Source organism: Streptomyces sp. JLBT605 (genome assembly GCF_058215555.1).
The window spans coordinates 4,171,747-4,197,518 of the sequence record NZ_CM177087.1 but is presented as its reverse complement, the minus strand read 5'-3'; the positions used below and the strand labels follow the sequence as shown (position 1 = coordinate 4,197,518).

The following is a 25,772-nucleotide window of genomic DNA, read 5'->3' as shown; positions in this document are numbered from 1 at the left end:
TTGTCACCGACGTCGCTTGACGCTGAACTGGCCGGATAGTGTGAGCGATCCGGCGAGGGCGGCCCACCGGCCACGCCGTGCAGAAACCGACCGTAGTTAAGACCGACTGACCGACCGAGCGCCTTGAGGGGGAGGCGCCGCGTGGCACCGACGGAGGACACAGGCGACCGTGGACGCGCAAGGCCGTGGGCATGGGGACGGCATCGACCCCGCCGATCAGTGGGTGTTCGATCCGAACACCGGCAGCTATGAGCTGCGGCTGGACTCCGCCGGCCAACCGGCTCCCGCACCCGACCGGGCTCCCGGCATCCCCGGCGGGCGCCGCAGGCGCGCCGTCCCGGAGCCGCGCCCGGCTTCCGAGTCGCGCGGCGGCCGCCGCCGGGCGGCCAATCCCTCCGACAATCCGGACAGTTCCGGCAAGGCCTCTGGCCCTGTCAGCCGTCGCAAGCCCAAGCCGAAGAAGTCCAAGAAGAAGAAGATCCTCTACTGGACCGGCGGCACCCTGGCTTTCCTGCTCCTCGGAACCTCGGTCGCGGCGTATCTGATCTACCTGCACCTCAACGGCAACATCAAAAAGGTCGACGTCGGCGAGGACAATCCCGCGGTGGTCGACGGCCCGGTCAACATCCTGCTCATCGGCACCGACAAGCGCGAGGGCAAGGGCAACAAGGGCTACGGCGACGAGGGCAGCGTCGGCCACGCCGACACCACCCTGCTCTTCCACGTCTCCGAGGACCGCTCCAACGCCACCGTGCTGTCCATCCCGCGCGACCTGATCACCGACATCCCGAAGTGCTCGGTCGCGCAGGACGAGGGCCCCCGGAAGCCGATCGCCCCCACCGCGGGCGTCCGCTTCAACGAGAGCCTGGGCCAGTACGGCCGCGACCCGTCGTGCACCTGGAACACGGTCGAGAAGATCACCGGGCTGAACGTCACCCACTTCATGATGGCCGACTTCAACGCGGTCAAGACGCTGTCCTCCGCCGTCGACGGCGTGGACGTGTGCGTGGCGCACGACATCGACGACCCCAAGTCCCACCTGAAGCTCGCCAAGGGGCGCCACACCATCGAGGGTGAGCAGGCGCTGGCCTTCGTCCGCACCCGGCACGCGGTCGGCTTCGGCAGCGACCTGGACAGGATCAAGATGCAGCAGCAGTTCCTCAGCTCGATGCTGCGGAAGATGAAGTCCGGTGGCACCCTCACCAACCCCAAGAAGCTGTGGAAGCTGTCGAACGCGGCGACCAAGGCGCTCACCGTCGACACCGGGATAGGCACGGTCGGCAAGCTCAAGGACCTGGCGATGGACCTGAGCAAGGTGGATCTCAAGCACGTCACCTTCGCCACCGTCCCGGTGATCGACAACCCGGACGAGGGTCCGGTGCACAAGACCGTGGTGCTGAACAAGCCCAAGGCCGAGGCGCTCTTCGCGATGGTCCGGGACGACATTTCGCTGACCGAGGTGAAGAAGAAGCAGAAGGCCGCCAAGGCCAAGGAGGACGCCCGGCTCAAGGGAACCAAGGCCGCGCCGGCCGACGTCCGAGTCAAGGTACTCAACGGTAGCGGCCAGTTCGGCGCCGCCCAGGACACGGTCGAGTGGATGCAGAACATCGAAGGGATGATCCGCTCCGGCAACGGCGGAAACGCTCCGGCGGAACAGAAGAAGACGACCCTGGAGTACGCGCCCAACCAGGCCGACCAGGCACGCCGCCTGGCCGCGAGCATGGGGCTGCCCGGATCCGCGCTGAAGCCGGGCACGAAGGACGCCGAGCCGATGGCCGAGATGACGCTCATCCTGGGCGCGGACTTCAAGGGGGCCGGCACGCCCATCGCCGCCCCGCGGAAGGCTCCGGACGACATCCAGAAGGTCGGCGCCGACGACAAGAGCGTCTGCGCCAAGTGACGACGACGAACCGGAGCATCCCCGCCCATCGGGCCGGAAGCGCCGCATAAAGACGGGGAGGGCCCGATGGGCCAGCAGAACAGTCCGCACGGGGAGGGCAGGCGGCGGCGACGCGCGCCCTCGGCCGAGGAGCTGGGCTGGGACGACAACCGGTACCAGGGCGCGGGCGCCCCGGGCGGCGTTCCTGGCGGCCCCGTCGGCGCTCCCGGCGGCCCGGTCGGCGACGCGGGCGCGGCCGGCGCGTTCGGCGGGGCCGGTGCGCTCGGCCACTCGGCGACCGCCACGGCCGCCGACTCCCCCGGCCCTGGGGGTGCCCGGGGTCCGGGGGAGGGCTCCGGTTCCGCTCCGGGCGGCGGCGCGGGTAGCGGCCCCTCCGGCGAGGCGGGCACCGTACCCGGGCAGCGCGGCCGGCGGCGGCGCCGGGCAGCGCGGAAGAAGCGCGGCAAAGGCGTACGAATACTGAAGTGGACCGCCCTGTCGCTGGCGGTCCTGATCCTGGGCGCGGCGGGCGCGGGCTACCTCTACTACCAGCACCTCAACAACAGGATCAAGAAGGACGACCTCAACCTCGGCAGGAACCAGCTGGACAAGGCCGCGCCCAACGCGGACGGCCAGACACCGATGAACATCCTGCTGCTGGGCTCCGACAGCCGGAACTCCGACGCCAACGTCAAGCTCGGCGGCGCCCGTGACACCCGGGGCGACAAGCCCCGCGCCGACGTCCAGATGCTGCTGCACGTCTCCGCCGACCGCAGCAACATGTCGGTGATCAGCATTCCGCGCGACACCCGGGTGAAGATCCCCGAGTGCGTCGACAAGGACGGGACGGTCTACCCGGAGACCACCAGCCGGATCATCAACTCCAGCCTGGAGAACGGCGGTCCGGGCTGCACGGTGGCCACCTGGGAGTCGCTCACCGGGATACCCATCGACCACTTCATGATGGTCGACTTCGCGGGTGTGGTGGACATGGCCGACGCGGTCGGCGGCGTGCCGGTCTGCGTCAAGGACAACGTCTACGACAAGGACTCGGGCCTGCGGATGACCGAGGGCACCCACGAGGTGAAGGGTCAGCAGGCCCTGCAGTGGCTGCGCACCCGGCACGGCTTCGAGGACGGCAGCGACATCGGCCGCGCCAAGGCGCAGCACATGTACATGAGCGCGATGGTCCGGCAGCTCAAGTCCGGCACCAAGCTGACCGATCCGGGCAAGCTGATGAACCTGGCGGAGGCGGCGACCGGCGCGCTCACCGTCGACCGCGGCATCGGGACGGTCAAGAAGCTGTACGACCTGGGGAACGACCTCAAGCGGGTGCCGACCAAGCGGATCACCATGACGACCATGCCGTGGGTGCCGGACCCGATGGACCCCGACGCGCACGTCATCCCCCAGGAGGGCGACGCCGAGCAGCTGTTCTCCCTGGTGCGCAACGACATCGCGCTGGACGGCAAGGACAAGAAGAAGCCGAAGAAGACTCCCCCGCCCGCCCCGTCGATGGGCAAGAACGAGCTGCCGGTGACGGTGCAGAACGGCACCAGCACCACCAGCCTGGGCCCGGTCACCGGACGCGCCAGGGTCATCACGGACGCCCTGGTCCAAGGCGGCTTCGCCCGGGCCGTGGCCGACTCCACGCCCAAGTCGCAGGCGGACACCACCATCAGCTACCCCAAGGAAGCGCTGCACGGGGACGCGCTGGCCGTGGCGAAGGCGCTGGGCCTGCCGGCCAGGGCGGTGAAGCTGTCCACCTCGGTCGAGCAGGTGACCCTGGTCATCGGCTCGGACTGGCGGGACGGCACGGTCTACCCCAAGGGCTCGGGCAGTGACGACAAGGCAGACGCGGACTCCGGCAAGACGCCCAAGAGCGCGAACCTGCTCAACGGCGAGGACAAGGGCGCCTGCATGAAGGTCAATCCCGAAAACACCTTCTGACCCGCACCCCCCTCAGGACGCGTCAGGGGCCGGAACCCGATTCCCTCGGGTTCCGGCCCCTGTCGCATCGGTCGGCCTGCCGGCTACCGGGTGACCACCGCCGGGCGGCGGCTGGCGATCACCTTCTTCGCCAGCGAGCGCGGGCTGGTGAGGAAGCCCCAGCCCCACGACATGTGCATGGTGGCCAGCGCCACCGGGATCCGCAGCCGCGCCTTCACCGGCAGGCCCTTGCCGGCCGGGAGGGAGCCCGCGACGATCGCCGCGAGATAGCCGCCGGGGACGAGGAAGCCCCACGGGGTGAGCGCGGCGCCCACCACGGCACCCGCCGCGATGGCGAGGACGGCGGTCGGCGGGGCGAGGTAGCGCAGATTGATCGAGCCCTGGTGGTACCGGGCGACCACATGCCGCCAGCGGCCGTAGTCCTTGTACTGCTTGGCCAGCGCCTTGACGTTGGGCCGCGGCCGGTAGGAGACCTTCAGCTCGGGCGAGAACCAGATCAGCCCGCCCGCCTCGCGGATGCGGAAGTTCAGCTCCCAGTCCTGGGCGCGGATGAACTCCTCGTTGTAGCCGCCCTGCCGCTCCAGCGCCTCGCGCCGGAAGACCCCCAGATACACGGTTTCGGCCGGGGCCGCGTCGCCTCCGGTGTGGAAGGCGGCGTTGCCCACTCCGATCTTGGAGGTCATGGCGGCCGCGACGGCGTGCTCCCAGTCGTTCTCGCCCTCGGCGTGCATGATCCCGCCGACGTTCTGCGCGCCGGTCTCCTCCAGGAGCCGCACGGCGGTGGCGATGTAGTTCGGCGAGAGCATGCCGTGGCCGTCGACGCGCACCACGATGGGGTGGCGCGACGCCTTGATCGCGGCGTTCAGCGCGGCGGGGGTGCGGCCCGTGGGGTTGGGCACCGTGTGCACCCGCGGGTCCTCACGCACCAGCTCGGCGGCGATCTCGTCGGTGCGGTCCGTGGACGGCCCGAGCGCGATCACCACCTCCATCTCGCCGGCGTACTCCTGCGCCAGGATGTGCCGCACGGAATTGCGCAGATGGCGTTCCTCATTGAGCACCGGCATGATCACGGAGACGGCCGGAGGCTGCTGCTCAGACATCGTTCCTCGGGGGGACGGCCCCGCGGGCGGCGACCGCCATCGCGGCAGCGCCCCGGGTGACTGCTGTATCGCGGGCCACGTTACCGCTAATGGGGGACACCGGAACGCCCCGCCCGGGTGGCAGTGGGCGTGCGGGCGGCGTGGGCGTCCCGAGGCGCTCATCCTATGGCCCTACGGTTCCCTGTGCCCCGCCCGTCCCCGTCCGCGGAGGTCTTGCGCAGTGACCGAGCCCGCCAGCTCCCCGCCCACCCCCGGCGGCCGCCCCGCCCCGCGCCGCCGCGGCGCGCGCTGGGGTCTGCGCATCACCACCGGGTTCTCCGGCCTGGTGCTGGTCGCGGCGGGGGTCGGGCACGCCATGCTCGCCGGGCTGGAGTCCCACATCGAGCGGGTGGACGCCTTCGGCGGCCTCAACGACCGGCCCAAGGGCAGCGACGGGATGAACATCCTGGTGGTCGGTACGGACGGACGGGAGAAGGTCAGCCGTCAGGAGCGGCAGCGCTACCGGCTGGGCGGCGCCCCCTGCCACTGCACCGACACGATCATGCTGGTGCACCTCTCCGCGGGCCGGGACCGGGCCAGTGTGATCAGCCTGCCCCGGGATTCGTACGCCGAGATCCCGGCGTACACCGACCCGGTCACCGGGCGGAGCCATCCCGCGCACGCGCAGAAGATCAACGCCGCGTACGCCGAGGGCGGGCCGAGTCTGACCGTGCGCACCGTCGAGCACATGACCGGCGTGCACGTCGACCACTACCTGGAGGTCGACTTCACCAGCTTCATGAAGACCGTCGACATGGTGGGCGGGGTGCGGGTGTGCACCCCCAAGCCCCTCAAGGACAGCTACACCGGACTGGACCTGCCGGCCGGCTCGCACACCCTCAACGGCGGTCAGGCGCTGCAGTACGTGCGCTCCCGGCACCTCGACGGCGACGCCGACCTGGGCCGGATGACCCGCCAGCAGCGCTTCCTCGCCGCGCTGCTGCGCAAGTCCATGGACAGCGGAATGCTGCTGAACCCGGTGAAGTTCAACCGGGTCGCCGGCAGCCTGCTCGGCTCGGTCCGCGCCGACCACGGGCTGGGCACCGCCGAGCTGGTCGCCCTGGGCCGGGCGATGCGCGACTTCTCCCCGGCCTCCTCGGAATTCGCCTCGGTGCCCCTGGGAGACGTCGGCTTCTCGGTGCCGAACGTGGGCTCGACCGTGAAATGGGACACCGCACGGGCCGAGCGCCTCTTCCAGGCCGTCCGCCAGGACCAGCCGCTCGCCCAGCAGCACGGCAGGAAGGCCGTCCGCCCCACGCTGGTCGATGTGGCCCCCGGCCAGATCCGGGTGCAGGTCCTCAACGGCACCCGGACCTCCGGGCTCGGCGGCAAGGTCGACCGGGCGCTGCGGGCCACCGGCTTCGCCACCACCGGCTCCCCCGCCGACGCCCCGGAGAAGGGCCAGGCGCGCACCGTGATCGCCTACGACCCGGGCTGGGACCGCTCCGCCCGCTCACTCCAGGCCGCGCTCCCGGGCGCCCGGCTGCGCGCGGTGCCGGGCCAGGGCCCGATCCTGCGCGTGACCCTCGGCACGGACCGCCCCCGGGTGCGCCGGGTGCGCGAAGCCCCCTCGCCCCGCGGTGGCCGCGCGGGCTACGAGGCCGTCACCGGCGACCAGGTCGACTGCCACTGACCCGGGCGGCAGACCCGGACACCCGGCCGCCGCACGACGGCGGAAGGGGGCGACCCACCGCCAACGAAGCGTCCCTGGCCGGCCTATCCCGGGCCGGCTCAGTCGGCGATGCCCTCGGCGGCCCGCTTGGCCCGCAGCTCCTTGATGGCCCGGCGCCGCGCCAGCCGGTGGGTGCGGCGGATCTGCGCCTCCTGGTAGCGCCGCTTGTCCTGCTCGGTCTCCGGGATCACCTGGGGGACGAGCCGGGGCCTGCCCTCCTCGTCGACCGCCGCGAAGACCAGATAGGCGCTGCCGACCTGGGTGGCGGGGGCGGACTCGTTCCACCGCTCGGCGAGCACCCGCACGCCGACCTCCATCGAGGAGCGCCCGGTCCAGTTGCACTGGGCCTTCACATGGACCAGATCGCCGACCCGGACCGGCTCCAGGAAGGCCATCTCGTCCATGGACGCGGTCACCGCCGGCCCGCCCGAGTGGCGTCCGGCCACCGCTCCGGCGGCGTCGTCGACCAGCTTCATGATCACGCCACCGTGGACCGTGCCCAGCAGGTTGGTGTCGCTCGCGGTCATGATGTGGCTGAGCGTGGTGCGGGAAGCGGAGGTGGGCTTCCCCGGCAGGGGCTCAGCGGCGGGCTGCTCGATCATGTGTCCACTGTAGGCCGCGTCCCCCACCCCGCGGTCCGGGGCGATCACGGGGCAAATCGCGCGAACACTGACAGATCCGGCACCTTTGCATCAGGTCTGCAACAGCAGAGACCCGAACCAGTACCCGGCCTGTAAGCCCTCCGGGCAGAGCGGGCACACTCCTCCCATGAACCAGTGGCCCGACGGGTGGACCAGCGACGGCAGGGAACGGTACGGACGCGGCAGCGGCGCCGCCGAGCCGGAGGCCGCCCGCGCCATGCCGCAGGTGCGGCGGAACGTTCCCGGCGGCGCTCCCGGCGGCGCTCCCGGTGCCCACCGGCAGCCGCACACCGAGCCGCCGCTGCCCCCGGAGCTCTCGCCCCGCCGGAGCGGGCCGCAGCAGAACCAGCAGATAGGCGGCCCGCCGAACGGCGGATACGACTCCCAGGACCCTTACGACGACGGCTACAACACCGGACAGGTCTACGGCCACGGCACCGCCAACGGCCCGGGCGGCCCCGGCGGCCCGGGCGGCCACGGCGACGGCTCCCCCGGGCAGGGCGGCGGCCCTGGCGGACGCCCGCCCCGGCCGGCCAGGCCGGCCCGGCCGAAGAACTGGAAGAAGCGGATCACCATCGGGCTGGTCAGCTTCCTGGGCCTGCTGATCGTGGTGTCGGTCGGCACCTACTTCTGGGCCGACTCCAAGCTGCGGCGCGAGGTCGACCTGAGCAACGTCATAGACCGGCCCGAGGGCGGGTCCGGAACGAACTACCTGATCGTGGGCTCGGACAGCCGCGAGGGCATGTCGGCCGAGGAGAAGAAGAAGCTCCACACCGGCTCGGCCGAGGGCAAGCGCACCGACTCGATGATGATCCTGCACGTCGGTGACAACGGGAACACCATGATCTCGCTGCCGCGCGACTCCAACGTGGTCATACCGAAGTTCCAGGGCTCGGAATCGGGCAAGCTCCGCAACGCGCTGGGCGAGAACAAGCTCAACGCGGCCTACGCCATCGACGGCCCGCAGCTGCTGGTGCGCACCGTGGAGCACAACACCGGGCTGCGCATCGACCACTACGCGGAGATCGGCTTCGGCGGCTTCGCCGACATCGTGGACTCGGTCGGCGGCGTCGAGCTGGACATCCCCAAGGGCTTCAAGGACAAGAAGTCCGGCGCGGACTTCGAGGCGGGCAAGCAGACCCTCAACGGCGAGCAGGCGCTGGCCTTCGTCCGCACCCGCTACGCGCTGCCCGGCAGCGACCTGGACCGCACCAAGAACCAGCAGAAGTTCCTGTCGGCCCTGGCCAGCCAGACGGCGACCCCGGGGACCATCCTCAACCCCTTCAAGCTCTACCCGACCATGAGCGCCGGTCTGGACACCGTGATCGTCGACAAGGACATGGACCTGTTCGACCTGGCGGAGATGTTCTGGGCGATGAAGGGCGTCTCCGGCGGCGACGGCACCTCCATGAACATGCCGCTGGCGGGCAGCAAGGGCGGGAACCTGCTGTGGGACCAGGCCAAGGTCAAGCAGCTGGTCCAGCAGCTGAACAATGACGAGAAGGTCACGGTCTCCGGTAACTGACCCGGCGGGCCGGACTATGCTCAGGCAGCGCATCTAGCCCGTTCGTACCTGGAGTCCCGCATGGCCCTCAAGATCACCGTGATCGGCACCGGCTACCTCGGCGCCACCCACGCCGCGGCCATGGCCGAGCTGGGCTTCGAGGTCCTGGGGATGGACGTGGTCCCGGAGAAGATCGCGATGCTCGCCGCGGCCCGGGTGCCGATGTACGAGCCGGGTCTCGAGGAGCTGCTGCGGCGGCATGTCGCCGGGATCGAGGGCTCGACGGGCCGGCTGCGGTTCACCACCTCCTACGAGGAGGTGGCGGAGTTCGGCGACATCCACTTCATCTGCGTGAACACGCCGCAGAAGCACGGCGAGTACGCCTGCGACATGGCTTACGTGGACAACGCCGTGGAGTCGCTCGCCCCCCATCTGCGCCGCTCGGCGCTGGTGGTCGGCAAGTCGACGGTGCCGGTCGGCAGCGCGGAGCGGCTGGCGGCCCGGCTGGCCGAGCTGGCCCCGGCGGGCGCCGAGGCGGAGCTGGCGTGGAACCCGGAGTTCCTGCGCGAGGGGTTCGCGGTGCGGGACACCCTGCACCCGGACCGCATCGTGGTGGGCGTCACCAGCGACCGGGCCGAGAAGCAGCTGCGCGAGGTGTACGCCACACCGGTCGCCGAGGGCTCGCCGTTCGTGGTCACCGACTTCCCGACCGCCGAGCTGGTGAAGACGGCCGCCAACTCCTTCCTCGCCACCAAGATCTCCTTCATCAACGCGATGGCCGAGGTCTGCGAGGCCGCGGACGGCGATGTGGTGAAGCTGGCCGAGGCCATCGGCCACGACGAGCGGATCGGGAAGAAGTTCCTGCGCGCCGGCATCGGCTTCGGCGGCGGCTGCCTGCCCAAGGACATCCGGGCGTTCATGGCGCGCGCCGGCGAGGTGGGCGCGGACCAGGCGCTGACCTTCCTGCGCGAGGTCGACTCGATCAACATGCGGCGCCGTGGGCACATGGTGGAGCTGGCCCGCGAGGCGGTCGGCGGCGGCTTCCTCGGCAAGCGGGTCGCGGTGCTCGGCGCCACCTTCAAGCCCGACTCCGACGACGTTCGGGACTCCCCCGCGCTCAACGTCGCCGGGCAGATCCACCTCCAGGGCGGCCAGGTGACGGTCTTCGACCCCAAGGGCATGGACAACGCCCGCGCCCTCTTCCCCACCCTGGGGTACGCGCCGACCGCGCTGGACGCGGTGCGCGGCGCGCATGTGGTGCTGCACCTGACGGAGTGGCGCGAGTTCGGTGAGCTGGACCCGGCCGAGCTGGGCGAGGTGGCCGCGGAGCGGCGCATCCTGGACGGCCGGAACGCGCTCGACCCGGCGCAGTGGCGGGACGCGGGCTGGGACTTCCGCGCGATGGGCCGCCCCCGCGCCTGAGCGGCCGTCCCGGCGGCCGGGCGCAGCTGAGCGGCGTCCCGGCGGCCAGGCCCGGCACCCGCTAGCCGTCCAGCTGGTCGATGGTGGCGATGGACGGGCCGGTGGTCGCCCGTAGGTCGCGCGCCACGTCCTCGGCCGCGCGCAGCGTCCGTACCGCGTTGCCCCAGGTGAGCTTGGCCAGGTCGGCGGTCGACCAACCGCGGTCCAGCAGCTCGGCCACCAGGTTCGGGTAGCCGGCGACGTCCTCGAGTCCGGCGGGCGTGAAGGCGGTGCCGTCGTAGTCCCCGCCGATGCCGATGTGGTCGATGCCGGCCACCTCGCGCATGTGGTCCAGGTGGTCGGCGACGGTCCCGGCGGTCGCCACCGGGCGCGGGTGGGACTCCTCGAAGGCCCGGTGCACCGCCATGGCCTTCTCCGTGGTGTCCAGCGGGTGCAGCCCGTGGGCGCGCATGTTCTCGTCCGCGGCGCGGGTCCAGGCGACCGCCTCCGGCAGGACGAACTTCGGCACGAAGGTAGCCATCGCCAGGCCGCCGTTGGCGGGCAGCTGGGCCAGCACGTCGTCCGGGATGTTCCGCGGGTGGTCGCAGACGGCGCGCGCCGAGGAGTGCGAGAAGACCACCGGGGCGGCGGTCACCCGGAGCGCGTCGCGCATGGTGCCGGCCGAGACGTGCGAGAGGTCGACGAGCATGCCCAGCCGGTTCATCTCGCGGACGACCTCCTCGCCGAAGCGGGTGAGGCCGCCCGCCGCGGGCTCGTCGGTCGCCGAGTCGGCCCAGGGGACGTTGTCGTTGTGAGTGAGCGTCATATAGCGGACGCCCAGCGCGTACAGGGCGCGCAGGGTGGCCAGTGAGCAGTTGATGCTGTGCCCGCCCTCGGCGCCCATCAGGGAGGCGATCCGGCCGTCCCGGCGGGCCGCCTCCATGTCGTCGGCGGTGAGCGCGAGCCGCAGGTCCTCCGGGTAGCGCTCGGTCAACTGCCGGACCAGGTCGACCTGTTCCAGGGTGGCGCTCACCGCGTCGTCGCCGCTGAAGTCCGAGCGTACGTAGACCGACCAGAACTGCGCGCCGACCCCGCCCGCGCGCAGCCGGGGGATGTCGGTGTGCAGCCGGCCGCGCTGGTCGGCGGCGATGTCGAGCCGGTCGAGGTCGTACCGGACGTGCTGGCGCAGCGCCCACGGGAGGTCGTTGTGCCCGTCGACCACGGGGTGGGCGGTCAGCAGTTCACGTGCCCGTGCGAGAAGATCGGTCATCGCCCCATCCTCATGGGTGGGACGCGCGAAGTCACGCGAGCGCCGGCGGCCCCGCCCACCGCCGCGGTGTCACTTGGCGAAGCCGAAGCGGCCCGCGCCGTCCACCTTCGCGCGCAGTCGCTTGCCCTTCTCGGTGGCCTGCTCGTTCAGCTCGTCCTGGAAGTGCCGCATCCGCTCCAGCAGTTCCGGGTCGTGGCTGGCGAGGATCCGGGCGGCGAGCAGGCCGGCGTTGCGCGCGCCGCCGACGGAGACCGTGGCCACCGGCACGCCGGCGGGCATCTGCACGATGGACAGCAGGGAGTCCATGCCGTCGAGGTACTTCAGCGGGACCGGCACACCGATGACCGGCAGCGGGGTGACGGAGGCGAGCATGCCTGGCAGATGGGCGGCGCCGCCCGCGCCCGCGATGATCGCCTTCAGGCCGCGGGAGGCGGCGTTCTCGCCGTAGGCGACCATCTCGCGCGGCATCCGGTGCGCGGAGACGACATCGACCTCGTAGGCGATCTCGAACTCGTCGAGGGCCTTGGCCGCGGCCTCCATGACCGGCCAGTCGGAGTCGGAGCCCATGACGATGCCGACGACGGGGCCGAGAGAGGAGGTGTTGCTCATTCGGTGATGGTCCCTCTGAGGTAGTCGGCGGCGTGCCGGGCGCGCTCGCGCACCTCGGCCAGGTCGTCGCCATAGGTGTTGACATGGCCGACCTTACGGCCTGGCTTCACGTCCTTGCCGTACATGTGGATCTTCAGCCCCGGGTCGCGGGCCATGCAGTGCAGGTAGGCGGCGTACATGTCCGGGTAGTCGCCGCCCAGCACATTGGCCATCACGGTCCACCTGGCGCGCGGACGCGGATCGCCCAGCGGCAGGTCCAGCACGGCGCGCACATGGTTGGCGAACTGCGAGGTGACCGCGCCGTCCTGGGTCCAGTGCCCGGAGTTGTGCGGGCGCATCGCCAGCTCGTTGACGAGGAGGCGGTGCTCGCCGTCGGGCGTCACGGCCTCGAAGAGCTCGACCGCGAGATGGCCGACGACGTCCAGCTCCTGGGCGACCCGCAGCGCGAGCTGCTGGGCCTGGGCGGACAGCTCGTCGGAGAGCCCGGGGGCGGGAGCGATGACGGTGTCGCACACGCCGTCGGTCTGGATGGACTCCACCACCGGGTAGGCGACGGCCTGGCCGTGCGGGGACCGTACGACGTTGGCGGCCAGCTCGCGCGCGAAGTCGACCTTCTCCTCGGCCAGCACCGGGACGCCGGCGCGGAACGGCTCGGCGGCCTCCGCCTCGTCGCGCACCACCCAGACGCCCTTGCCGTCGTAGCCGCCGCGCACGGTCTTGAGGATCACCGGGAATCCGGCGCCCTCGGCGGCGAAGGCCGCGACGTCGGCGGGGTCGCTCACGATGCGGTGCCGGGGGCAGGGCACCCCGATCTCGGTCAGTTTGGCGCGCATCACACCCTTGTCCTGGGCGTGCAGCAGCGCCTCGACGCCAGGGCGGATGACGACGCCTTCCGCCTCCAGGGTGCGCAGATGCCCGGCGGGCACATGTTCGTGATCGAAGGTGACCACATCGCAGCCTTGTGCGAAAGCACGAAGGGTTTCCAGGTCGCGGTAGTCGCCGATGACGACGTCGCTGACCACCTGGGCCGCCGAATCCTGCGGAGTGTCACTGAGCAGCTTGAACCTGATGCCGAGCGGGATGCCTGCCTCGTGGGTCATACGGGCGAGCTGGCCACCGCCGACCATGCCGACTACCGGGAAAGTCACCTCCCCAGAGTAAACGCCCCGCGCACCGGCTCCGGCCCGCCCTTGGACGATCCTCCAGATACGTCGCCGGCGCCCGAATGACGACACTTGCGGGCAGCACTCAGGAGCGCTGGTTAGCATGGCCCGTGTTGTGTTTGCCGATCGGACGGGGCTGAGCGATCACCATGAGTGAACAGCGCACGCTGCGCGCACAGGTGGATCAGTTCCTCCGGGAGATCGCGAAGTTCGGCGCGGTCGGCGGGATCGGCGTCCTGGTGAACCTCGGCGTCTTCAACCTCGTGCGGCACACCACCGACCTGCCGATGGTCCGGGCCGGCATCGTCGCGACCGCCGTCGCGATCGTCTTCAACTACGTGGGCTTCCGCTACTTCACCTACCGGGAGCGCGACAAGAGCGGACGCACCCGGGAGCTCACCCTCTTCATGCTCTTCAGCGCGGTCGGGCTGGTCATCGAGAACGGCCTGCTCTACGCCACGACGTACGGCTTCGGCTGGGACAGCCGGCTGCAGAGCAACGTGTTCAAGTTCATCGGCATCGGAGTCGCCACCCTCTTCCGCTTCTGGTCCTACCGGACCTGGGTCTTCCGGGCGCTGCCGGTCCGGGAGGGCACGGAGGCCGTCGCGGCAGCGGAATCGTTTCTCAGCGAGGCCGACGCCGCCGCCTCGAAGAAGTAGCCGACGGGGTCACACCGCGTCCGCCGCCTGATCACCTTCCCTGCCTTCCCCCCGGCCTTCCCGGCTTCAGGGGCCCTCTGTCGCCTGGTCCTCCTCCGGGCGCTGCCCGGGGGTGACCCCGGCGCGGCTCAGGAAGAGCGCGAAGACCGGTGGCCGGCCCTGGAGCAGTTCCAGCCGTCCACCGTCCGCCTCGGCCAGATCGCGGGCGACGGCCAGCCCCAGACCGGTGGAGTTCCGTCCGCTGACGGTGCGCTCGAAGACCCGGGCGCCGAGGTCCGGCGAGACCCCCGGGCCCTCGTCGGTGACCTCCACCACCGCCTGGTTGCCGGTGACCCGGGTGCGGATCGCGACCGTGCCGTCCCCGTGCATCAGCGAGTTCTCGATCAGCGTGGCCAGCACCTGGGCGACCGCACCGGGGGTGCCGACGGCCCGCAGCCCCTCCTTGCCGGAGCGCACGATGGCCCGGCCCTCGCTGCGCATCGCCGGCCGCCACTCCTCGATCTGCTGCTTGACCACCTCGTCGAGGTCGAAGGCGACGGCGGACCCGGTGCGCGGGTCCCGGGAGTTGGTGAGCAGCCGCTGCACCACGTCGGTGAGCCGCTCGACCTGGCCCAGCGCGATCGTCGCCTCTTCCTTGACCGTCTCCGGGTCGTCGGTGAGCGTGATCTCCTCCAGTCGCATGGACAGCGCGGTCAGCGGGGTGCGCAGCTGGTGGGAGGCGTCGGCGGCCAGGCGCCGCTCGGCGGTGAGCATCCGGGCGATGCGTTCCGCGCTGCTGTCCAGCACATCGGCGACCCGGTCCAGCTCCGGCACCCCGTAACGGCGGTGGCGGGGGCGCGGGTCGCCGGAGCCCAGCCGCTCGGCGGTCTCGGCGAGGTCGGTCAGCGGCGCGGAGAGCCGGTGCGCCTGCCGCACCGCCAGCAGGACGGCGGCCAGTACGGCGAGCAGCGCCACCGCGGCGATGATCAGCAGGGTCCGGCCGACCTCCTTGCTCACCGTCGAGCGGTCCGCCTCGACCAGCACGCTCTCGCCCTGGTCGCCGACCTTCCGGGAGGCGATGACGCTGCCGCCGGGCCGCTCGCCGACCTCGACCACATCACGGCCGGGGATGCTGATCCGGGCGTAGCGGCCGGACCCGATCTGCTCGCGCATCACCCGGGGGGTGATGCCCTCGCCGCCGATCAGCCTGCTGTCGACGATGGAGACCAGGCGCACCGCGTCGGACTCCACGCTCTCCTGGGCGCTGTTCTCGATGGTGCGGGTCTCCACGATCACCAGCGAGACGCCGAAGACGGCGATGACGACGAGCACCACGGCGAGCGTGGAGTTGATCAGACGGCGGCGCACAGTGCCCTCCGGGCCGGTTTGTCGCGAGGGGGCGTAAAGGCTCAGCTCTTCTCGAAGCGGAAACCCACGCCGCGCACGGTGGCGATGTAGCGCGGGTTGGCGGCGTCGTCGCCGAGCTTCTTGCGCAGCCAGGAGATGTGCATGTCCAGGGTCTTGGTCGACGACCACCAGGTGGTGTCCCAGACCTCGCGCATCAGCTGGTCGCGGGTGACGACCCGGCCGGCGTCGCGCACCAGCACCCGCAGCAGGTCGAACTCCTTGGCGGTGAGCTGGAGCTCCTCGTCGCCCATCCAGGCGCGGTGCGACTCGACGTCGATCCGCACCCCGTGCGTGGTCGGCTGCTGCGCCTGGGCCTCGGCGGCTCCGCGCCGCAGCAGGGCCCGGACGCGGGCGAGCAGTTCGGCGAGGCGGAAGGGCTTGGTGACGTAGTCGTCGGCGCCGGCGTCCAGGCCGACCACGGTGTCGACCTCGTCGGCGCGGGCGGTGAGCACCAGCACCGGGAAGCCGTGGCCTTCGGTGCGCAGCCGGCGGCATACCTCCAGGCCGTCCATCCCCGGCAGACCCAGGTCGAGGACGAGAAGGTCGACTCCCCCTTGGAGCCCGGCGTCCAGAGCGGTCGGTCCGTCCTCCCGCACCTCGACCTCGTATCCCTCGCGGCGCAGTGCGCGGGCGAGCGGCTCCGAGATGGATGCGTCATCCTCAGCGAGCAGTACTCGGGTCATGGAGTGATGGTAGTCCGATGGGGTAGGGACTCGGATACGCACTGTTCCACCGGTAAAACGTGAACAGTTGCGTGCACCACCCGTGACGTATCTCTCATCCCGCCCATTCTTGACCAGGACGGGACTATCGTGACGGGACGTCTGTAGCACGACCGAAGACCTTTGGCGCACACGACGCGCCGGAGGTCTTCTTTGTGCCCGGCTGGCACTCCAGCCGCCCCCCACAGAGCGAACAACCGAAGGAATCAGCATGGCGTCCAGCCTGACGAAGGACGGCGCGAGCCGGGGCAACACCCCGGTCAGCGAGAGATCCTTCTTCGGCCACCCCCGCGGCCTGGCCACTCTGTTCATGACCGAGATGTGGGAGCGCTTCAGCTACTACGGCATGCGCGCCCTGCTCGTTCTGTACCTGCTCTCCGGCGGCCCGGACGCCGACAAGGGCAGCCAGGGCGGCGGGCTGGGCATGGACAAGCTGGACGCCACGGCCATCTACTCCGTCTACGTCGCCCTGGTCTACCTGCTGGCGATGCCCGGCGGCTGGATCGGCGACCGGGTCTGGGGCCCGCGCAAGACGGTCACCATCGCGGCGAGCATCATCATGGCCGGCCACCTGTGCCTGGCCGTGCCCGGCCAGGCGATGTTCTTCGTCGGCCTGGCGCTGGTGGCGCTCGGCTCCGGTCTGCTGAAGGCCAACATCTCCACGATGGTCGGCCACCTCTACGACGGCCCGGACGACCCGCGCCGGGATGGTGGCTTCACCGTCTTCTACATGGGCATCAACATCGGTGCCTTCGCCGCCCCGCTGGTCATCGGCACCGTCGGTGAGGAGCACAACTGGCACCTGGGCTTCGCGCTCGCCGCGGCGGGCATGGCGATGGGCCTGATCCAGTTCCTGATCGGCACCCGCCACCTCTCCCCGCGCTCCAGCGTCGTGCCGACGCCGCTGACCGTCGCGGAGCGCAACTCCTGGCTGCGCAAGGGCCTGATCTGGCTCGCCATCGCCGCGGTCTTCTACACGGTCGTCGGGGTCTCCGGCCACTGGACGCTGAACTGGGCGCTGGTCCCGATCACCATCGCGGGCCTGATCATCCCGGCCGGGGTGCTGCTCCGCATCAAGCGCGACAAGGACCTCTCGCCGCTCGAGCAGCGGAAGATGAGCGGCTACATCTGGTTCTTCGTGGCCGCGGCCGTCTTCTGGATGATCTTCGACCAGGGCGGCTCGACGATGTCCGCCTTCGCCGAGAAGAAGACCACGGACAGCGTCCTCGGCTTCCACTTCTCCACCTCCTGGTTCCAGTCGGTGAACCCGCTGTGGGTGATGGCGCTGGCCCCGGTCTTCTCCTGGATGTGGCTGTACCTGGCACGGCGCAACCGGGAGCCGAACACCACGGTGAAGTTCGCCATGGCGCTGGTCGCCATCGGTGCCTCGTTCTTCGTCTTCGTCGTGCCGATGCAGATGGCCGACGACGGCGGCAAGGTCACCCCGCTGTGGCTGATCTCGATCTACATGATCCAGACCATCGGTGAGCTGTGCCTCTCCCCGGTCGGCCTCTCGGTGACCACCAAGATGGCCCCGCAGAAGTACGCCAGCCAGATGATGGGTGTGTGGTTCCTGGCCGTCACCGCCGGTGACTGCACCACCGGTCTGCTGTCCATCGCCGAGGTGGACCTCAGCGGCGTGGGCATCATCGCGGCGCAGGCGGCGCTGGCGGTGCTGGCCGGTGTCGCGGTGTGGATGTACCGCAAGCGGATCGCCGAGCTGGCGGACGCCAGCTGAGCCCTGTAGGGGCGGTCTGACCGGTAGAGGGCCCGGCGCGGATGCGCGCCGGGCCCTCTTCGCGTTCCGCGCCACCCGATCGGCGCGCTGCGGGTGCGGGGTGGTCCGGGCGCCGCGGACGATATGGCGGTGATGGCGACCCGTCGTAGGTCCGGCCGGACGCCGGCCCGCCGCGCGCTCTGCGTGGCGCTGCTCCTGGGCTGCTCGCTGGCCCTCTCCCCGGCGACCGCCCCGGCCCACGACGCCCCGGGGGTGGTGCACGCGGTGCCGGCCGTGCCCGCGGTGTCGGCCGTACCCGCGGTGCCGGCCGTACCTGCGGTGTCTGCGGTGCGGACCGTGCGGGCGGTGCCGGCCGTGCGGGCGGTGGGGCCCGTGGGGACCTATCCCTACGGCGGCCACGCGCGGCAGCGGCTCACCGCGTACGCGGCGTACGGCCTGCCGCCGGAGGTGGCGCCGGTCGGCCCCGCCCCCGGCCTGCTGATCGTCCACGGCGGCTACTGGGCGCACGACACGGACTGGGAGAGCTGGGCGCGCACCTTCGCCACCCTGGGCTTCGTGGTCTTCGACGTCGACTACCGGCTCAACTCCGACGCCCGCTGGCCCGCCCAGCGCGATGATCTGCTGGCCGCGCTGGGCTGGGTACGGCGCCATGCCGACGGGTTCGGGGTGGCACCGGACCGGCTGCTCCTCCTCGGGTCCTCGGCGGGCGGGCAGATCGCGGCCTCGGTGGGGGCCTACGGGGCGGGCGGCGCCCGGGTGTCCGGCGTGATCGGGCTCTCCCCGGTGGCCTCCCCGCACCGCGCCTGGCAGGACGGCGGGCGGCCGGGCGCGCGGGCCGAGCAGCGCGTGCTGCGGCGGGAGGCGGAGCGGCTGGCCGGCTGCCGACCCGACTCACGGCGGTCGGCCTGCCGGCGGGTGTGGCGGGACGCGGCGGTCGGCGGCCACGCCTCGGGCGCGGATGACGCGCCGATGTACCTGCTGCACTCGGCGGAGGACTTCGTGCCCGTCGCGCACTCGGACGACCTCGCGGAGGCCGAGCGCGCGGCGGGCATGGCGGAGCGGGACATGGTGGTCGAGCTCGTCCCGGGCAGCGCGCACGGGGCCGCGCTGCTCCGGGAGCCGGAGGTGCTGGCGCTGGTCCTCGCCTGGGCCCGCGAGCACTCCGGCTGAGGTCAGCGGCGGGGACGCGGTGAGCGCCGCCACGCCGTGAGGGTGAGCAGCCCGGTGCCCAGCAGCATGACCGTTCCGCCGATCAGCCCCAGTGCTTTCAGCCCGCCGTGGTCGCTCGCCCCGGTGTTGGCAAGGCCACCACTGGTGCCTCCGGAGCCGCTGGTGCCGGAGCCTCCGGAGGCCGCGGACCCGCCGGTGGCTCCGCCCGTACCGCCGCCGCTCCCGCCGGAGCCGCCGGTGCCGCCCGAGACGCCACCGGGCTGGGCCGTGGTGTCCAGTTCCAGCGACACTCCGGGGTCCTTGACCGGGGTGCAGGTGGTGGTCGTGCCGAGTGCCTTCACGGTCAGCACGCCGGGGCTCAGCGTCGCCTTGCCGTCGGCGCCGGGCTTGTAGGTGCCGGTGAGGTCCGGGATCGCGATCGGGTCCCCGGCCTTGATCGGCTCCTTGTTGAGCGGTCCCTCGACGGTGACGGTGCCCTTGTCCGCGCCGCCGACCACCACCGCCATCGACGGTTTGACCGAGCCGGCGGGGATGTCGGCCGGGCTGTCCATCACCGACTTGGCGAACTTCACGGTCAGGTCGAACGCGCCGCTGCCGCTCTTCCCCTTGGCGTCGACGCGCACCGGGGAGACGGCGCGCTTGTCGCCGATGGGCGTCTTGCAGGCGTAGTCGACCTCGATCTCCTTACCGGTGTGGGAACCGCCACCGGGGTCACCGCCGCCGGTGGTGCCACCGGTCGCGGTCCCGCCGGTGGTCCCACCGGTGGTGCCGCCGGTACTGCCGCCGGTGGTGCCGCCGCTCGTACCCCCGGTGGTACCTCCCGTCGTCCCGCCGGTCGTCCCGCCGGTGGTGCCTCCCGTCGTCCCGCCGGTGGTGCCGCCGCTCGTGCCGCCGGTGGTGCCGCCGTCGCCGGTGACCTTGATGGTGGCCGCGGGCTTCACCGCCTCCTTCGGCGTGCACTTGGTGTCCGTGGAGAGCGGCTTGCTGACGTTGATGTTGTAGAAGCCGGGCGTCAACGTGACCTCCCCGGCCGCCGTCAGCTTCACCTTGGCCTTCATGTCGGAGAGCACCATCGGGCTGTTCTTCGGGATCGGCGGGTTCTGGCGCGGGCCCTCGACCCGGAGTTCGCCGGTCTGCGCCCCGCCCAGCGTGATGGTGCCGGTGGGTTTGACGGTGTCCTTCTCCAGGTCGAGGATGTCGGGATTCCTGGAGGCGGCCGAGACCGTCTTCCACACCACCTCGACCTCGTCGCCGACCTTGGCCGTCGCCGGAGCCCGCACATCCACCTTGGTGGTGCCCTGCACCGGTGGCAGGCCCGAGATCGGCGGCGGCACGCACTCCGTCTGGTACGACACCTCGGCGGCCCGCGCGGGTCCCCCGGCCCACAGCACTCCCGCGCCGCCGAGCAGCAGCGCGACGGCCGCCGCACTCACTCTCCGTTCCGTACTCACTCTCCGTTCCGTACTCACGCAGATCCCCTTCCGGGTGGTTCGGTCGTCGGACGGTGCGGATCCTCGGTACGCCCGGAACGCGCCCGACGCCCCCGGTCCGGCCGGGGCTGGGTGTCCGGGGCGAACCAGGGCAGCGCCGCCGGGTGCGACGACGGCGCGGCGCTCTTGGCCTCGCGGGCGGGGCGGGCGGGGGCAGCGGGCTCCCGGCGGCTCGTGGAAGCGGCGGCATCCCGGCGGCTCGTGGAAGCGGCGGGCTCCCCGGGGTCCGTGGGGGCGGTGCGCGGCCGGATCCGGTCCACCACGGCCATCCCGACCCGGAAGACACCGGCCGGGATCACCAGGCAGAGCAGCACCCAGAAGAGCGTCACGCCCCAGGGCCGCCCCACCGACCAGGGCTGCTCCACCAGAGTCCGCTTCCCGTACCGCAGCGAGACCAGATAGTCACCATGGGCGCCGGCCGGCAGCTCGACATCCAGCGTGACCTGCGTCTTCCGGCCCGCCGGAATGGTCCCGCGCCATTGCTGCTCCGCCCATTCGGGGGCCAGGACGCCATGCGAGGTGCCCACCTCGAAGACCGGGTCGCGGGCCGGGGCGGAGCCGAGATTGCCGATGGTGAGGACGAGCTTCCGGCGCGCCGGTGCGCCGAACCAGGTGAGCGGGGTGCTCGTCCCGTCCAGCCGCGCCGACAGCACGCTCAGCCGCTCCCCGCCGGTGTCCCTGGGCAGTGGTGCCACGCGATGGCCGCGGAGGGTGAGGGCCGCGTCGGCGGCGGCTGGTTCGCCGGTGACCGTGGCCACGTGGACGACGCAGGGGCAGGGCTTGGGCGGCCCGACGACGGGCAGCCGGCGGGAGAAGGACCCGACCGCGTCGGCGGTGACGGCCCGGCCGGCGGCGTTCGCGCAGGAGTTGGTACCGCCGATCATGTTCTGCCCGCAGATCAGCAGGGTGAGCAGGGCGCCGGGCCGCCAGCCCGTCCCGCGCACGGTGATCGTGCCGCCCTTGCCCGCCTTGGCCGGGTCCAGCGTGACGGACGGCTCCCGGTCGGCCCGATCCCAGCCTGTTCGGGCGTGGTCGATGCGGGATCCGGCGAGGTCCTCCACCCGGTCCCGGACGACGGCCGGGGTGCCGCCCGCCCCGCAGACCACCACCAGGCCGAGCACCGCGGGCAGCAGCACCGCGGCCCGCGCCGTGCGCGCCGCCGACGCCGCTCGCGGTCGGCGGCGCGCCCGTGCCGTCCCGGACCACCGCATCCGTATGCCCGGACGCCCGCCCGGGCCCCCACGTCCCCGCCGCCGACGCCGCGCGCGCCGCCATCGCCGCAGGCCCACGCCGCACGCGCCGGCCGTGACCGCCGCCAGGGCGGCCCCCAGCGCCCAGGCCCAGCCCGGTACGGCGGTGTACGCGGCGGTCGCCGAGGAGCGGGCGCCGCCGTCCGCCGTCGCGGTCAGCGTCACGTCCACCGCGTCCAGCCCGGGGGCGTCACGCCACCGCTCGGTGAGCGGCAGGCGCTTGCCGGGCCGGAGGGTCACCGGCAGCGGGCGGGAGCCACGGTGCAGCACCTCGCCGAAGAGCCCCTCCGCGCGGACTTCCAGCCGGGGCGCCAGCGTTGTGTTGCCCCGGTTGACCAGCACGTAGTGGATCACCGCGCCGCCGTCCCGGTGGGCGACGACCCTCATGTCCTCGACGGAGAGCGCGGCGAGCGGCCGTCCGCTCACCCGCAGCCGTACGTCGAGCCGCTCCTCCCGGCCGCCGCCGGTGACCCGTACCGTGCCCGGGTGGTCGCCGAGCGCGGCGTCCAGCGGGACCGTCACGGTGAACGGGACGTCGGCACGGGTGCGCGGGGGCACCGTCACCCGCCGCACCGCGAACGCCATCCAGGGCGCCGGTGAGCCGGCGGTGCCCGTTCCGGCGGCGGCGCCCCGCAGCCGGAGTGTGCGGGGCCGGGCGGTGGGGTTGCTGATCGAGAGGGTGTCCTTCAGGACGGCCCCGGGCCGCCCCTCCAGGTAGAAGTAGGCCCGGCCCCCGCCGCCCGCGGGTGCGGCCGACCACTGCGCCGCGGCGGGCGCATGCGGGGCCGACGGGACCGCCCGTGCCGCCGGCGCGCCGCCGAGCAGCGCGGCGATGACGGTGGCGATGACGGCCAGCGCCACGGCCGGCACCACCGCCGGCGCGGGCGGCGCACCGGGGGGTGTCCGACGGGTCGGGGCGGTGCCGGGCGTCATCGGCGGCTCCAGTGGCGTGGCTGCGGCTCCCGAGTCGGGGCTCGGGCGCTCTGGCCGAGGGGGTTCCCTGTGGCCCCTGAGGGGGTGAGGGAGGGTCAGCTCGGGGCGCGGCGGCGGGTGAGCCAGAGGGTTCCGGCCACTCCGGTGAGCAGGACCGTTCCGCCGAGGGTGCCCAGCGCGATCGCGGAGTCGGCGGGTCCGGTCTGCGGCAGGGTCCCCGCGTCGTCGCCCGCTCCCCCGGAGGAGCCGGAGGCGCCCGATCCGCCCGAGCCTCCGGAACCCCCCGCTCCCCCGGAGGCCCCGGAGCCGCCGGTCGCCGTGGAGCCGCCCGGGCCCCGCACGTCCAGCGTCAGTGAGGGTTTGGGGGTGTTCTTGGGCCGGCAGGTGGTCGTGGTGCCGAGCGCCTTGATGGTCAGTGTGGAGGCGGTGAAGGTGACCTTGCCGCTCTTCTTCGGGGTGTAAGCGCCCGTCAGGTCACTGATTTTGATGGGGGTGTTCGCGGGGATGGCCTCGGTGTTGGCCGGGCCGCTGACCGCGACCGTGCCGGAGGCCGCGCCGCCCAGCGCGATCAGCGCGCTGGGCTTCATCGCGCCCTTGCCCAGTTCCACCGGGCTGGAGGAGACGCCCTTCTCGAAGGCCATGGTGAGCTGGTAGGTCTCGCCGCTCCGCTTGCTGGTGATGGCGATCGGCGACACCGCCCCCTTCTCGCCGATGGGGGTCTTGCACTGGTAGTCGACGTCCACCGTGTCGGCGCGCGCGGCGGGGGCGGTGAGGGTCAGGAGCGCAGCGGGGCCGACCAGTGCGGCGGCGGCGAGTGCGCGGCGTGAAGAGTGGGGCACGTCGGTTCCCCTCCCGTTGCTGACGGCACATCAGATCGGCCGCTGACGGTACGCCGGGGACCTTGAGACAGGAAGAGAGAGAACGCGCCGGATGAGAATCCGGCCTGCTTCAGGCGGGTGCCGCGAGCTCCGCCCAGACCGTCTTGCCGCTGGTGTCGGGGTGCCGGACGACGCCCCAGTCCAGGCAGAGCCGCTGCACGATGAACATCCCGTGCCCGCCCGGCCGCCCGGCCCGGTGCGGGGTGCGGGGTGCGGGCGTACCGGCGCCGAGGTCGGCGACCTCCAGGCGGAGCACCTTGCCGTGGCAGCTGACCCGCAGTTCCTCGGGGCCCTCCGCGTGCAGGCAGGCATTGGTGACGAGCTCCGAGACGACCAGCAGGACGTCCTCGGCGGCGGCGCGCTGGTCGGCGTTGGCCGCGGGCAGCCACCCCCAGTCACGCAGCGCCTGCCGGGTGAAGTCGCGGGCGCGCGGCACTGCGCCGCTGGCCTCGGTCAGGCGGAGTCTGCGGACCTGGCCGGTCGGCGGCGCAGCCGGCCCAGCGGCGGCGCCGTCCGACTCCGGGCCGAGGTCGCCCGGTGGGTACGGCCGGGTGGTGCTCATCAGCGCTTCACCTCACCGATTCGCCGAATTCAGGGGACATGGTTTATCTCGCGTGCTCAACGGATTCAGCTGTCTCCTGCCCGGCCAAAGCGTGAGAACACCCACTTCTTCGGTATGAGCGGTGTGGCGGAGGCAACGCGTGAATCAATTCACTGCTCATTCGTCGAGCGCTGCCGCCAAGGTGTCGTGCACGGTGAAGACGGCGTCCGCCCCCGTGATCTCGAACACCCGAGCGACAACAGGCCGCATCGCGGCGAGGTGGACCCCGCCCCCCTCGGCCTCCGCCTTCAGGCGGGCTCCGAGCAGGACGTTGAGGCCGGTGGAGTCACAGAAGTCCAGTCGTGAACAGTCCACGACCAGACGGACCCGCCCCTCCTCCAGGCTTTTCTCCAGCGGTTCACGCAGCGCCTCGGCGGTGTGGTGGTCAAGCTCACCCACCGGCGTCACGACCGCACTCGCCCCGTGGTGGCGAACCTCGACCTGGAGCCGGCCCTTGCTTGTGCTGCCGACCATCCCGCGGTCCATGTGCGCACCTCTTCTGGCGTCTCGTTGCTTTCGATTGCGCGCCTTGAACACTACGCCTTCCCTACGCGCTCCGGTACCCGAACAATTCACATCCATCACCAAATACGGACATCCTGGACTTGCCATCGTCGGGTGGATACCGGTAGGCGTAGTAAAGACACACGCAAACAACGGCCGGCTTTGGAGGCGCCGCTCACCGCAGGAAGAACGTTTATGGCTTCGGCTGCCATATGCCGAGAATGATGGAGGAGACACCATGTCACCCCAGCTCGACGAATCGCGCTCCTTTACCCACGAGGACGCCGCCGAGGGCACCGCCCGCGGCGCGGCCACCGCGACGTCGACCCCCTCGCAGGCCCGCTCGCACGAGGGAGCCCATGAGGACCCCACCGTGCCCGGGCAGGCCGAGTTCCTCGAGGAACTGCCCGAGATCCCGCCGTACGACGAGGTGGGACCGGTGGACGCGAGGGCACTTTCCAAGACTCTCTTCGAGCGCCTCGAAGTGCTCGAGGAAGGGACGCACGAGTACGCGTACGTCCGCAACACCCTGGTCGAACTCAACCTCGCGCTGGTGAAGTTCGCCGCCGCCCGGTTCCGCTCCCGCAGCGAACCGATGGAGGACATCGTCCAGGTCGGCACCATCGGCCTGATCAAGGCCATCGACCGCTTCGAGCTCAGCCGGGGCGTCGAGTTCCCCACCTTCGCGATGCCGACCATCGTCGGCGAGATCAAGCGCTTCTTCCGGGACACCAGTTGGTCCGTGCGCGTGCCCAGGCGGCTCCAGGAGCTGCGACTGGACCTGGCCAAGGCCGGGGACGAGCTGGCACAGCGGCTCGACCGGGCACCGACCGTCGGTGAACTGGCCGAGCGGCTGGACATCACGCCCGACGAGGTCGTCGAGGGCATGGCCGCGAGCAACGCGTACACCGCGAGCTCGCTGGACGCCCAGCCGGAGGAGGACGAGAACGAGGGCGCGCTCGCGGACCGCATCGGCTACGAGGACCACGGTCTCGAGGGCATCGAGTACGTCGAGTCGCTCAAGCCGATGATCGCCGAACTCGCCCCGCGCGACCGGACGATCCTCTCGCTGCGCTTCGTGGCGAACATGACGCAGTCCGAGATCGGCGAGGAGCTGGGCATCTCCCAGATGCACGTCTCCCGTCTGCTCTCGCGCACCCTGGTGCGGCTGCGCAGGGGGCTGATGGTCGAGGAGTGAGGGCCGACGGCGCAG

General features: G+C 71.8%; 21 protein-coding genes. 9 read left to right on the top strand and 12 right to left on the bottom strand.

Features of this window, described 5'->3' with window-relative positions; translation table 11 throughout:
• The first annotated feature begins 169 nt into the window (after window positions 1-169).
• Window positions 170-1,900: an LCP family protein gene (locus tag AC4BDD_RS18230; RefSeq protein ID WP_490686507.1), complete on the top strand. Its 1,731-nt coding sequence runs from the start codon at window positions 170-172 to the stop codon at window positions 1,898-1,900.
• Between the two features lie 66 nt (window positions 1,901-1,966).
• Window positions 1,967-3,829, top strand: coding sequence for an LCP family protein (locus tag AC4BDD_RS18225; protein ID WP_490686506.1), 1,863 nt, complete (start codon window positions 1,967-1,969; stop codon window positions 3,827-3,829).
• Between the two features lie 83 nt (window positions 3,830-3,912).
• Here the strand turns inward: AC4BDD_RS18225 and AC4BDD_RS18220 are convergent, their stop codons facing one another.
• On the bottom strand, window positions 3,913-4,929 hold the full coding sequence (locus tag AC4BDD_RS18220; RefSeq protein WP_490686505.1) for a glycosyltransferase family 2 protein: 1,017 nt from the start codon (window positions 4,927-4,929) through the stop codon (window positions 3,913-3,915).
• A gap of 220 nt (window positions 4,930-5,149) precedes the next feature.
• Here AC4BDD_RS18220 and AC4BDD_RS18215 point away from each other — a divergent pair, with 220 nt between their 5' ends.
• Window positions 5,150-6,601 (top strand): LCP family protein, encoded by a 1,452-nt coding sequence (locus tag AC4BDD_RS18215; protein WP_490686504.1) that lies wholly within the window; start codon window positions 5,150-5,152, stop codon window positions 6,599-6,601.
• Window positions 6,602-6,699: 98 nt separating this feature from the next.
• Here the strand turns inward: AC4BDD_RS18215 and AC4BDD_RS18210 are convergent, their stop codons facing one another.
• The gene (locus tag AC4BDD_RS18210) at window positions 6,700-7,242 is read right to left on the bottom strand and encodes an acyl-CoA thioesterase (protein WP_490686503.1); all 543 of its coding nucleotides are present in this window, start codon (window positions 7,240-7,242) and stop codon (window positions 6,700-6,702) included.
• A 166-nt stretch (window positions 7,243-7,408) separates the two neighbouring features.
• Between AC4BDD_RS18210 and AC4BDD_RS18205 the strand changes: the two genes are divergently transcribed.
• Window positions 7,409-8,806 (top strand): LCP family protein, encoded by a 1,398-nt coding sequence (locus AC4BDD_RS18205; protein ID WP_490686502.1) that lies wholly within the window; start codon window positions 7,409-7,411, stop codon window positions 8,804-8,806.
• Window positions 8,807-8,866: 60 nt separating this feature from the next.
• Window positions 8,867-10,207 (top strand): UDP-glucose dehydrogenase family protein, encoded by a 1,341-nt coding sequence (locus tag AC4BDD_RS18200; protein WP_490686501.1) that lies wholly within the window; start codon window positions 8,867-8,869, stop codon window positions 10,205-10,207.
• Between the two features lie 61 nt (window positions 10,208-10,268).
• Here AC4BDD_RS18200 and AC4BDD_RS18195 read toward each other — a convergent pair whose 3' ends face one another.
• From AC4BDD_RS18195 to AC4BDD_RS18185, 3 genes are all read right to left on the bottom strand, one after another.
• Window positions 10,269-11,456, bottom strand: a complete 1,188-nt coding sequence (locus tag AC4BDD_RS18195) for a dipeptidase (RefSeq protein ID WP_490686500.1) — start codon at window positions 11,454-11,456, stop codon at window positions 10,269-10,271.
• Between the two features lie 69 nt (window positions 11,457-11,525).
• Complete coding sequence (purE, locus tag AC4BDD_RS18190; RefSeq protein WP_490686499.1) at window positions 11,526-12,065, bottom strand: 5-(carboxyamino)imidazole ribonucleotide mutase; 540 nt, start codon at window positions 12,063-12,065, stop codon at window positions 11,526-11,528.
• Window positions 12,062-13,192 (bottom strand): 5-(carboxyamino)imidazole ribonucleotide synthase, encoded by a 1,131-nt coding sequence (locus tag AC4BDD_RS18185; RefSeq protein ID WP_490691832.1) that lies wholly within the window; start codon window positions 13,190-13,192, stop codon window positions 12,062-12,064. The genes purE and AC4BDD_RS18185 overlap by 4 nt, the downstream gene beginning before the upstream one ends.
• Before the next feature lie 185 nt (window positions 13,193-13,377).
• On the opposite strand from AC4BDD_RS18185, the gene AC4BDD_RS18180 reads away from it, so the two are divergent.
• Window positions 13,378-13,887, top strand: a complete 510-nt coding sequence (locus AC4BDD_RS18180; RefSeq protein ID WP_490686498.1) for a GtrA family protein — start codon at window positions 13,378-13,380, stop codon at window positions 13,885-13,887.
• Window positions 13,888-13,953: 66 nt separating this feature from the next.
• On the opposite strand, the gene AC4BDD_RS18175 is transcribed toward AC4BDD_RS18180, so the two are convergent.
• Window positions 13,954-15,234: an ATP-binding protein gene (locus AC4BDD_RS18175; RefSeq protein ID WP_490686497.1), complete on the bottom strand. Its 1,281-nt coding sequence runs from the start codon at window positions 15,232-15,234 to the stop codon at window positions 13,954-13,956.
• A 41-nt stretch (window positions 15,235-15,275) separates the two neighbouring features.
• Entirely contained in the window at window positions 15,276-15,956 is a 681-nt protein-coding gene (locus tag AC4BDD_RS18170; protein ID WP_490686496.1) for a response regulator transcription factor, read from the bottom strand.
• 250 nt (window positions 15,957-16,206) lie between these two features.
• On the opposite strand from AC4BDD_RS18170, the gene AC4BDD_RS18165 reads away from it, so the two are divergent.
• Both AC4BDD_RS18165 and AC4BDD_RS18160 read left to right on the top strand, forming a co-directional pair.
• A complete protein-coding gene (locus tag AC4BDD_RS18165; protein WP_490686495.1) occupies window positions 16,207-17,733 on the top strand; it encodes a peptide MFS transporter in 1,527 nt (508 codons plus the stop codon).
• Between the two features lie 132 nt (window positions 17,734-17,865).
• Window positions 17,866-18,903 (top strand): alpha/beta hydrolase, encoded by a 1,038-nt coding sequence (locus AC4BDD_RS18160; protein WP_490686494.1) that lies wholly within the window; start codon window positions 17,866-17,868, stop codon window positions 18,901-18,903.
• Between the two features lie 2 nt (window positions 18,904-18,905).
• On the opposite strand, the gene AC4BDD_RS18155 is transcribed toward AC4BDD_RS18160, so the two are convergent.
• The 5 genes from AC4BDD_RS18155 to AC4BDD_RS18135 form a co-directional block, all read right to left on the bottom strand.
• Window positions 18,906-20,336 carry a hypothetical protein gene (locus tag AC4BDD_RS18155; RefSeq protein ID WP_490686493.1) on the bottom strand — a complete coding sequence of 477 codons (1,431 nt, stop codon included), beginning with the start codon at window positions 20,334-20,336 and terminating at the stop codon, window positions 18,906-18,908.
• A 32-nt stretch (window positions 20,337-20,368) separates the two neighbouring features.
• Window positions 20,369-21,604 carry a neocarzinostatin apoprotein domain-containing protein gene (locus AC4BDD_RS18150; RefSeq protein ID WP_490691831.1) on the bottom strand — a complete coding sequence of 412 codons (1,236 nt, stop codon included), beginning with the start codon at window positions 21,602-21,604 and terminating at the stop codon, window positions 20,369-20,371.
• Between the two features lie 1,067 nt (window positions 21,605-22,671).
• Window positions 22,672-23,415 carry an LPXTG cell wall anchor domain-containing protein gene (locus AC4BDD_RS18145; protein WP_490686492.1) on the bottom strand — a complete coding sequence of 248 codons (744 nt, stop codon included), beginning with the start codon at window positions 23,413-23,415 and terminating at the stop codon, window positions 22,672-22,674.
• 109 nt (window positions 23,416-23,524) lie between these two features.
• Complete coding sequence (locus tag AC4BDD_RS18140; RefSeq protein WP_490686491.1) at window positions 23,525-24,016, bottom strand: ATP-binding protein; 492 nt, start codon at window positions 24,014-24,016, stop codon at window positions 23,525-23,527.
• A gap of 156 nt (window positions 24,017-24,172) precedes the next feature.
• Window positions 24,173-24,541, bottom strand: coding sequence for an STAS domain-containing protein (locus AC4BDD_RS18135; RefSeq protein ID WP_490686490.1), 369 nt, complete (start codon window positions 24,539-24,541; stop codon window positions 24,173-24,175).
• A 256-nt stretch (window positions 24,542-24,797) separates the two neighbouring features.
• Here AC4BDD_RS18135 and AC4BDD_RS18130 point away from each other — a divergent pair, with 256 nt between their 5' ends.
• A complete protein-coding gene (locus AC4BDD_RS18130) occupies window positions 24,798-25,757 on the top strand; it encodes an RNA polymerase sigma factor SigF (protein ID WP_490686489.1) in 960 nt (319 codons plus the stop codon).
• The last annotated feature ends 15 nt before the right edge of the window (window positions 25,758-25,772 follow it).

Excerpts from the sequence above, each read along its gene's own strand:
- AC4BDD_RS18225 (WP_490686506.1), top strand. The coding sequence starts at position 1,967 with ATGGGCCAGCAGAACAGTCCGCACGGGGAGGGCAGGCGGCGGCGACGC.
- AC4BDD_RS18220 (WP_490686505.1), bottom strand. The coding sequence starts at position 4,929 with ATGTCTGAGCAGCAGCCTCCGGCCGTCTCCGTGATCATGCCGGTGCTC.
- AC4BDD_RS18210 (WP_490686503.1), bottom strand. The coding sequence starts at position 7,242 with ATGATCGAGCAGCCCGCCGCTGAGCCCCTGCCGGGGAAGCCCACCTCC.
- AC4BDD_RS18205 (WP_490686502.1), top strand. The coding sequence starts at position 7,409 with ATGAACCAGTGGCCCGACGGGTGGACCAGCGACGGCAGGGAACGGTAC.
- AC4BDD_RS18200 (WP_490686501.1), top strand. The coding sequence starts at position 8,867 with ATGGCCCTCAAGATCACCGTGATCGGCACCGGCTACCTCGGCGCCACC.
- AC4BDD_RS18195 (WP_490686500.1), bottom strand. The coding sequence starts at position 11,456 with ATGACCGATCTTCTCGCACGGGCACGTGAACTGCTGACCGCCCACCCC.
- purE (WP_490686499.1), bottom strand. The coding sequence starts at position 12,065 with ATGAGCAACACCTCCTCTCTCGGCCCCGTCGTCGGCATCGTCATGGGC.
- AC4BDD_RS18185 (WP_490691832.1), bottom strand. The coding sequence starts at position 13,192 with ATGGTCGGCGGTGGCCAGCTCGCCCGTATGACCCACGAGGCAGGCATC.
- AC4BDD_RS18180 (WP_490686498.1), top strand. The coding sequence starts at position 13,378 with ATGAGTGAACAGCGCACGCTGCGCGCACAGGTGGATCAGTTCCTCCGG.
- AC4BDD_RS18170 (WP_490686496.1), bottom strand. The coding sequence starts at position 15,956 with ATGACCCGAGTACTGCTCGCTGAGGATGACGCATCCATCTCGGAGCCG.
- AC4BDD_RS18165 (WP_490686495.1), top strand. The coding sequence starts at position 16,207 with ATGGCGTCCAGCCTGACGAAGGACGGCGCGAGCCGGGGCAACACCCCG.
- AC4BDD_RS18160 (WP_490686494.1), top strand. The coding sequence starts at position 17,866 with ATGGCGACCCGTCGTAGGTCCGGCCGGACGCCGGCCCGCCGCGCGCTC.
- AC4BDD_RS18150 (WP_490691831.1), bottom strand. The coding sequence starts at position 21,604 with ATGCGGTGGTCCGGGACGGCACGGGCGCGCCGCCGACCGCGAGCGGCG.
- AC4BDD_RS18140 (WP_490686491.1), bottom strand. The coding sequence starts at position 24,016 with ATGAGCACCACCCGGCCGTACCCACCGGGCGACCTCGGCCCGGAGTCG.
- AC4BDD_RS18135 (WP_490686490.1), bottom strand. The coding sequence starts at position 24,541 with ATGGACCGCGGGATGGTCGGCAGCACAAGCAAGGGCCGGCTCCAGGTC.
- AC4BDD_RS18130 (WP_490686489.1), top strand. The coding sequence starts at position 24,798 with ATGTCACCCCAGCTCGACGAATCGCGCTCCTTTACCCACGAGGACGCC.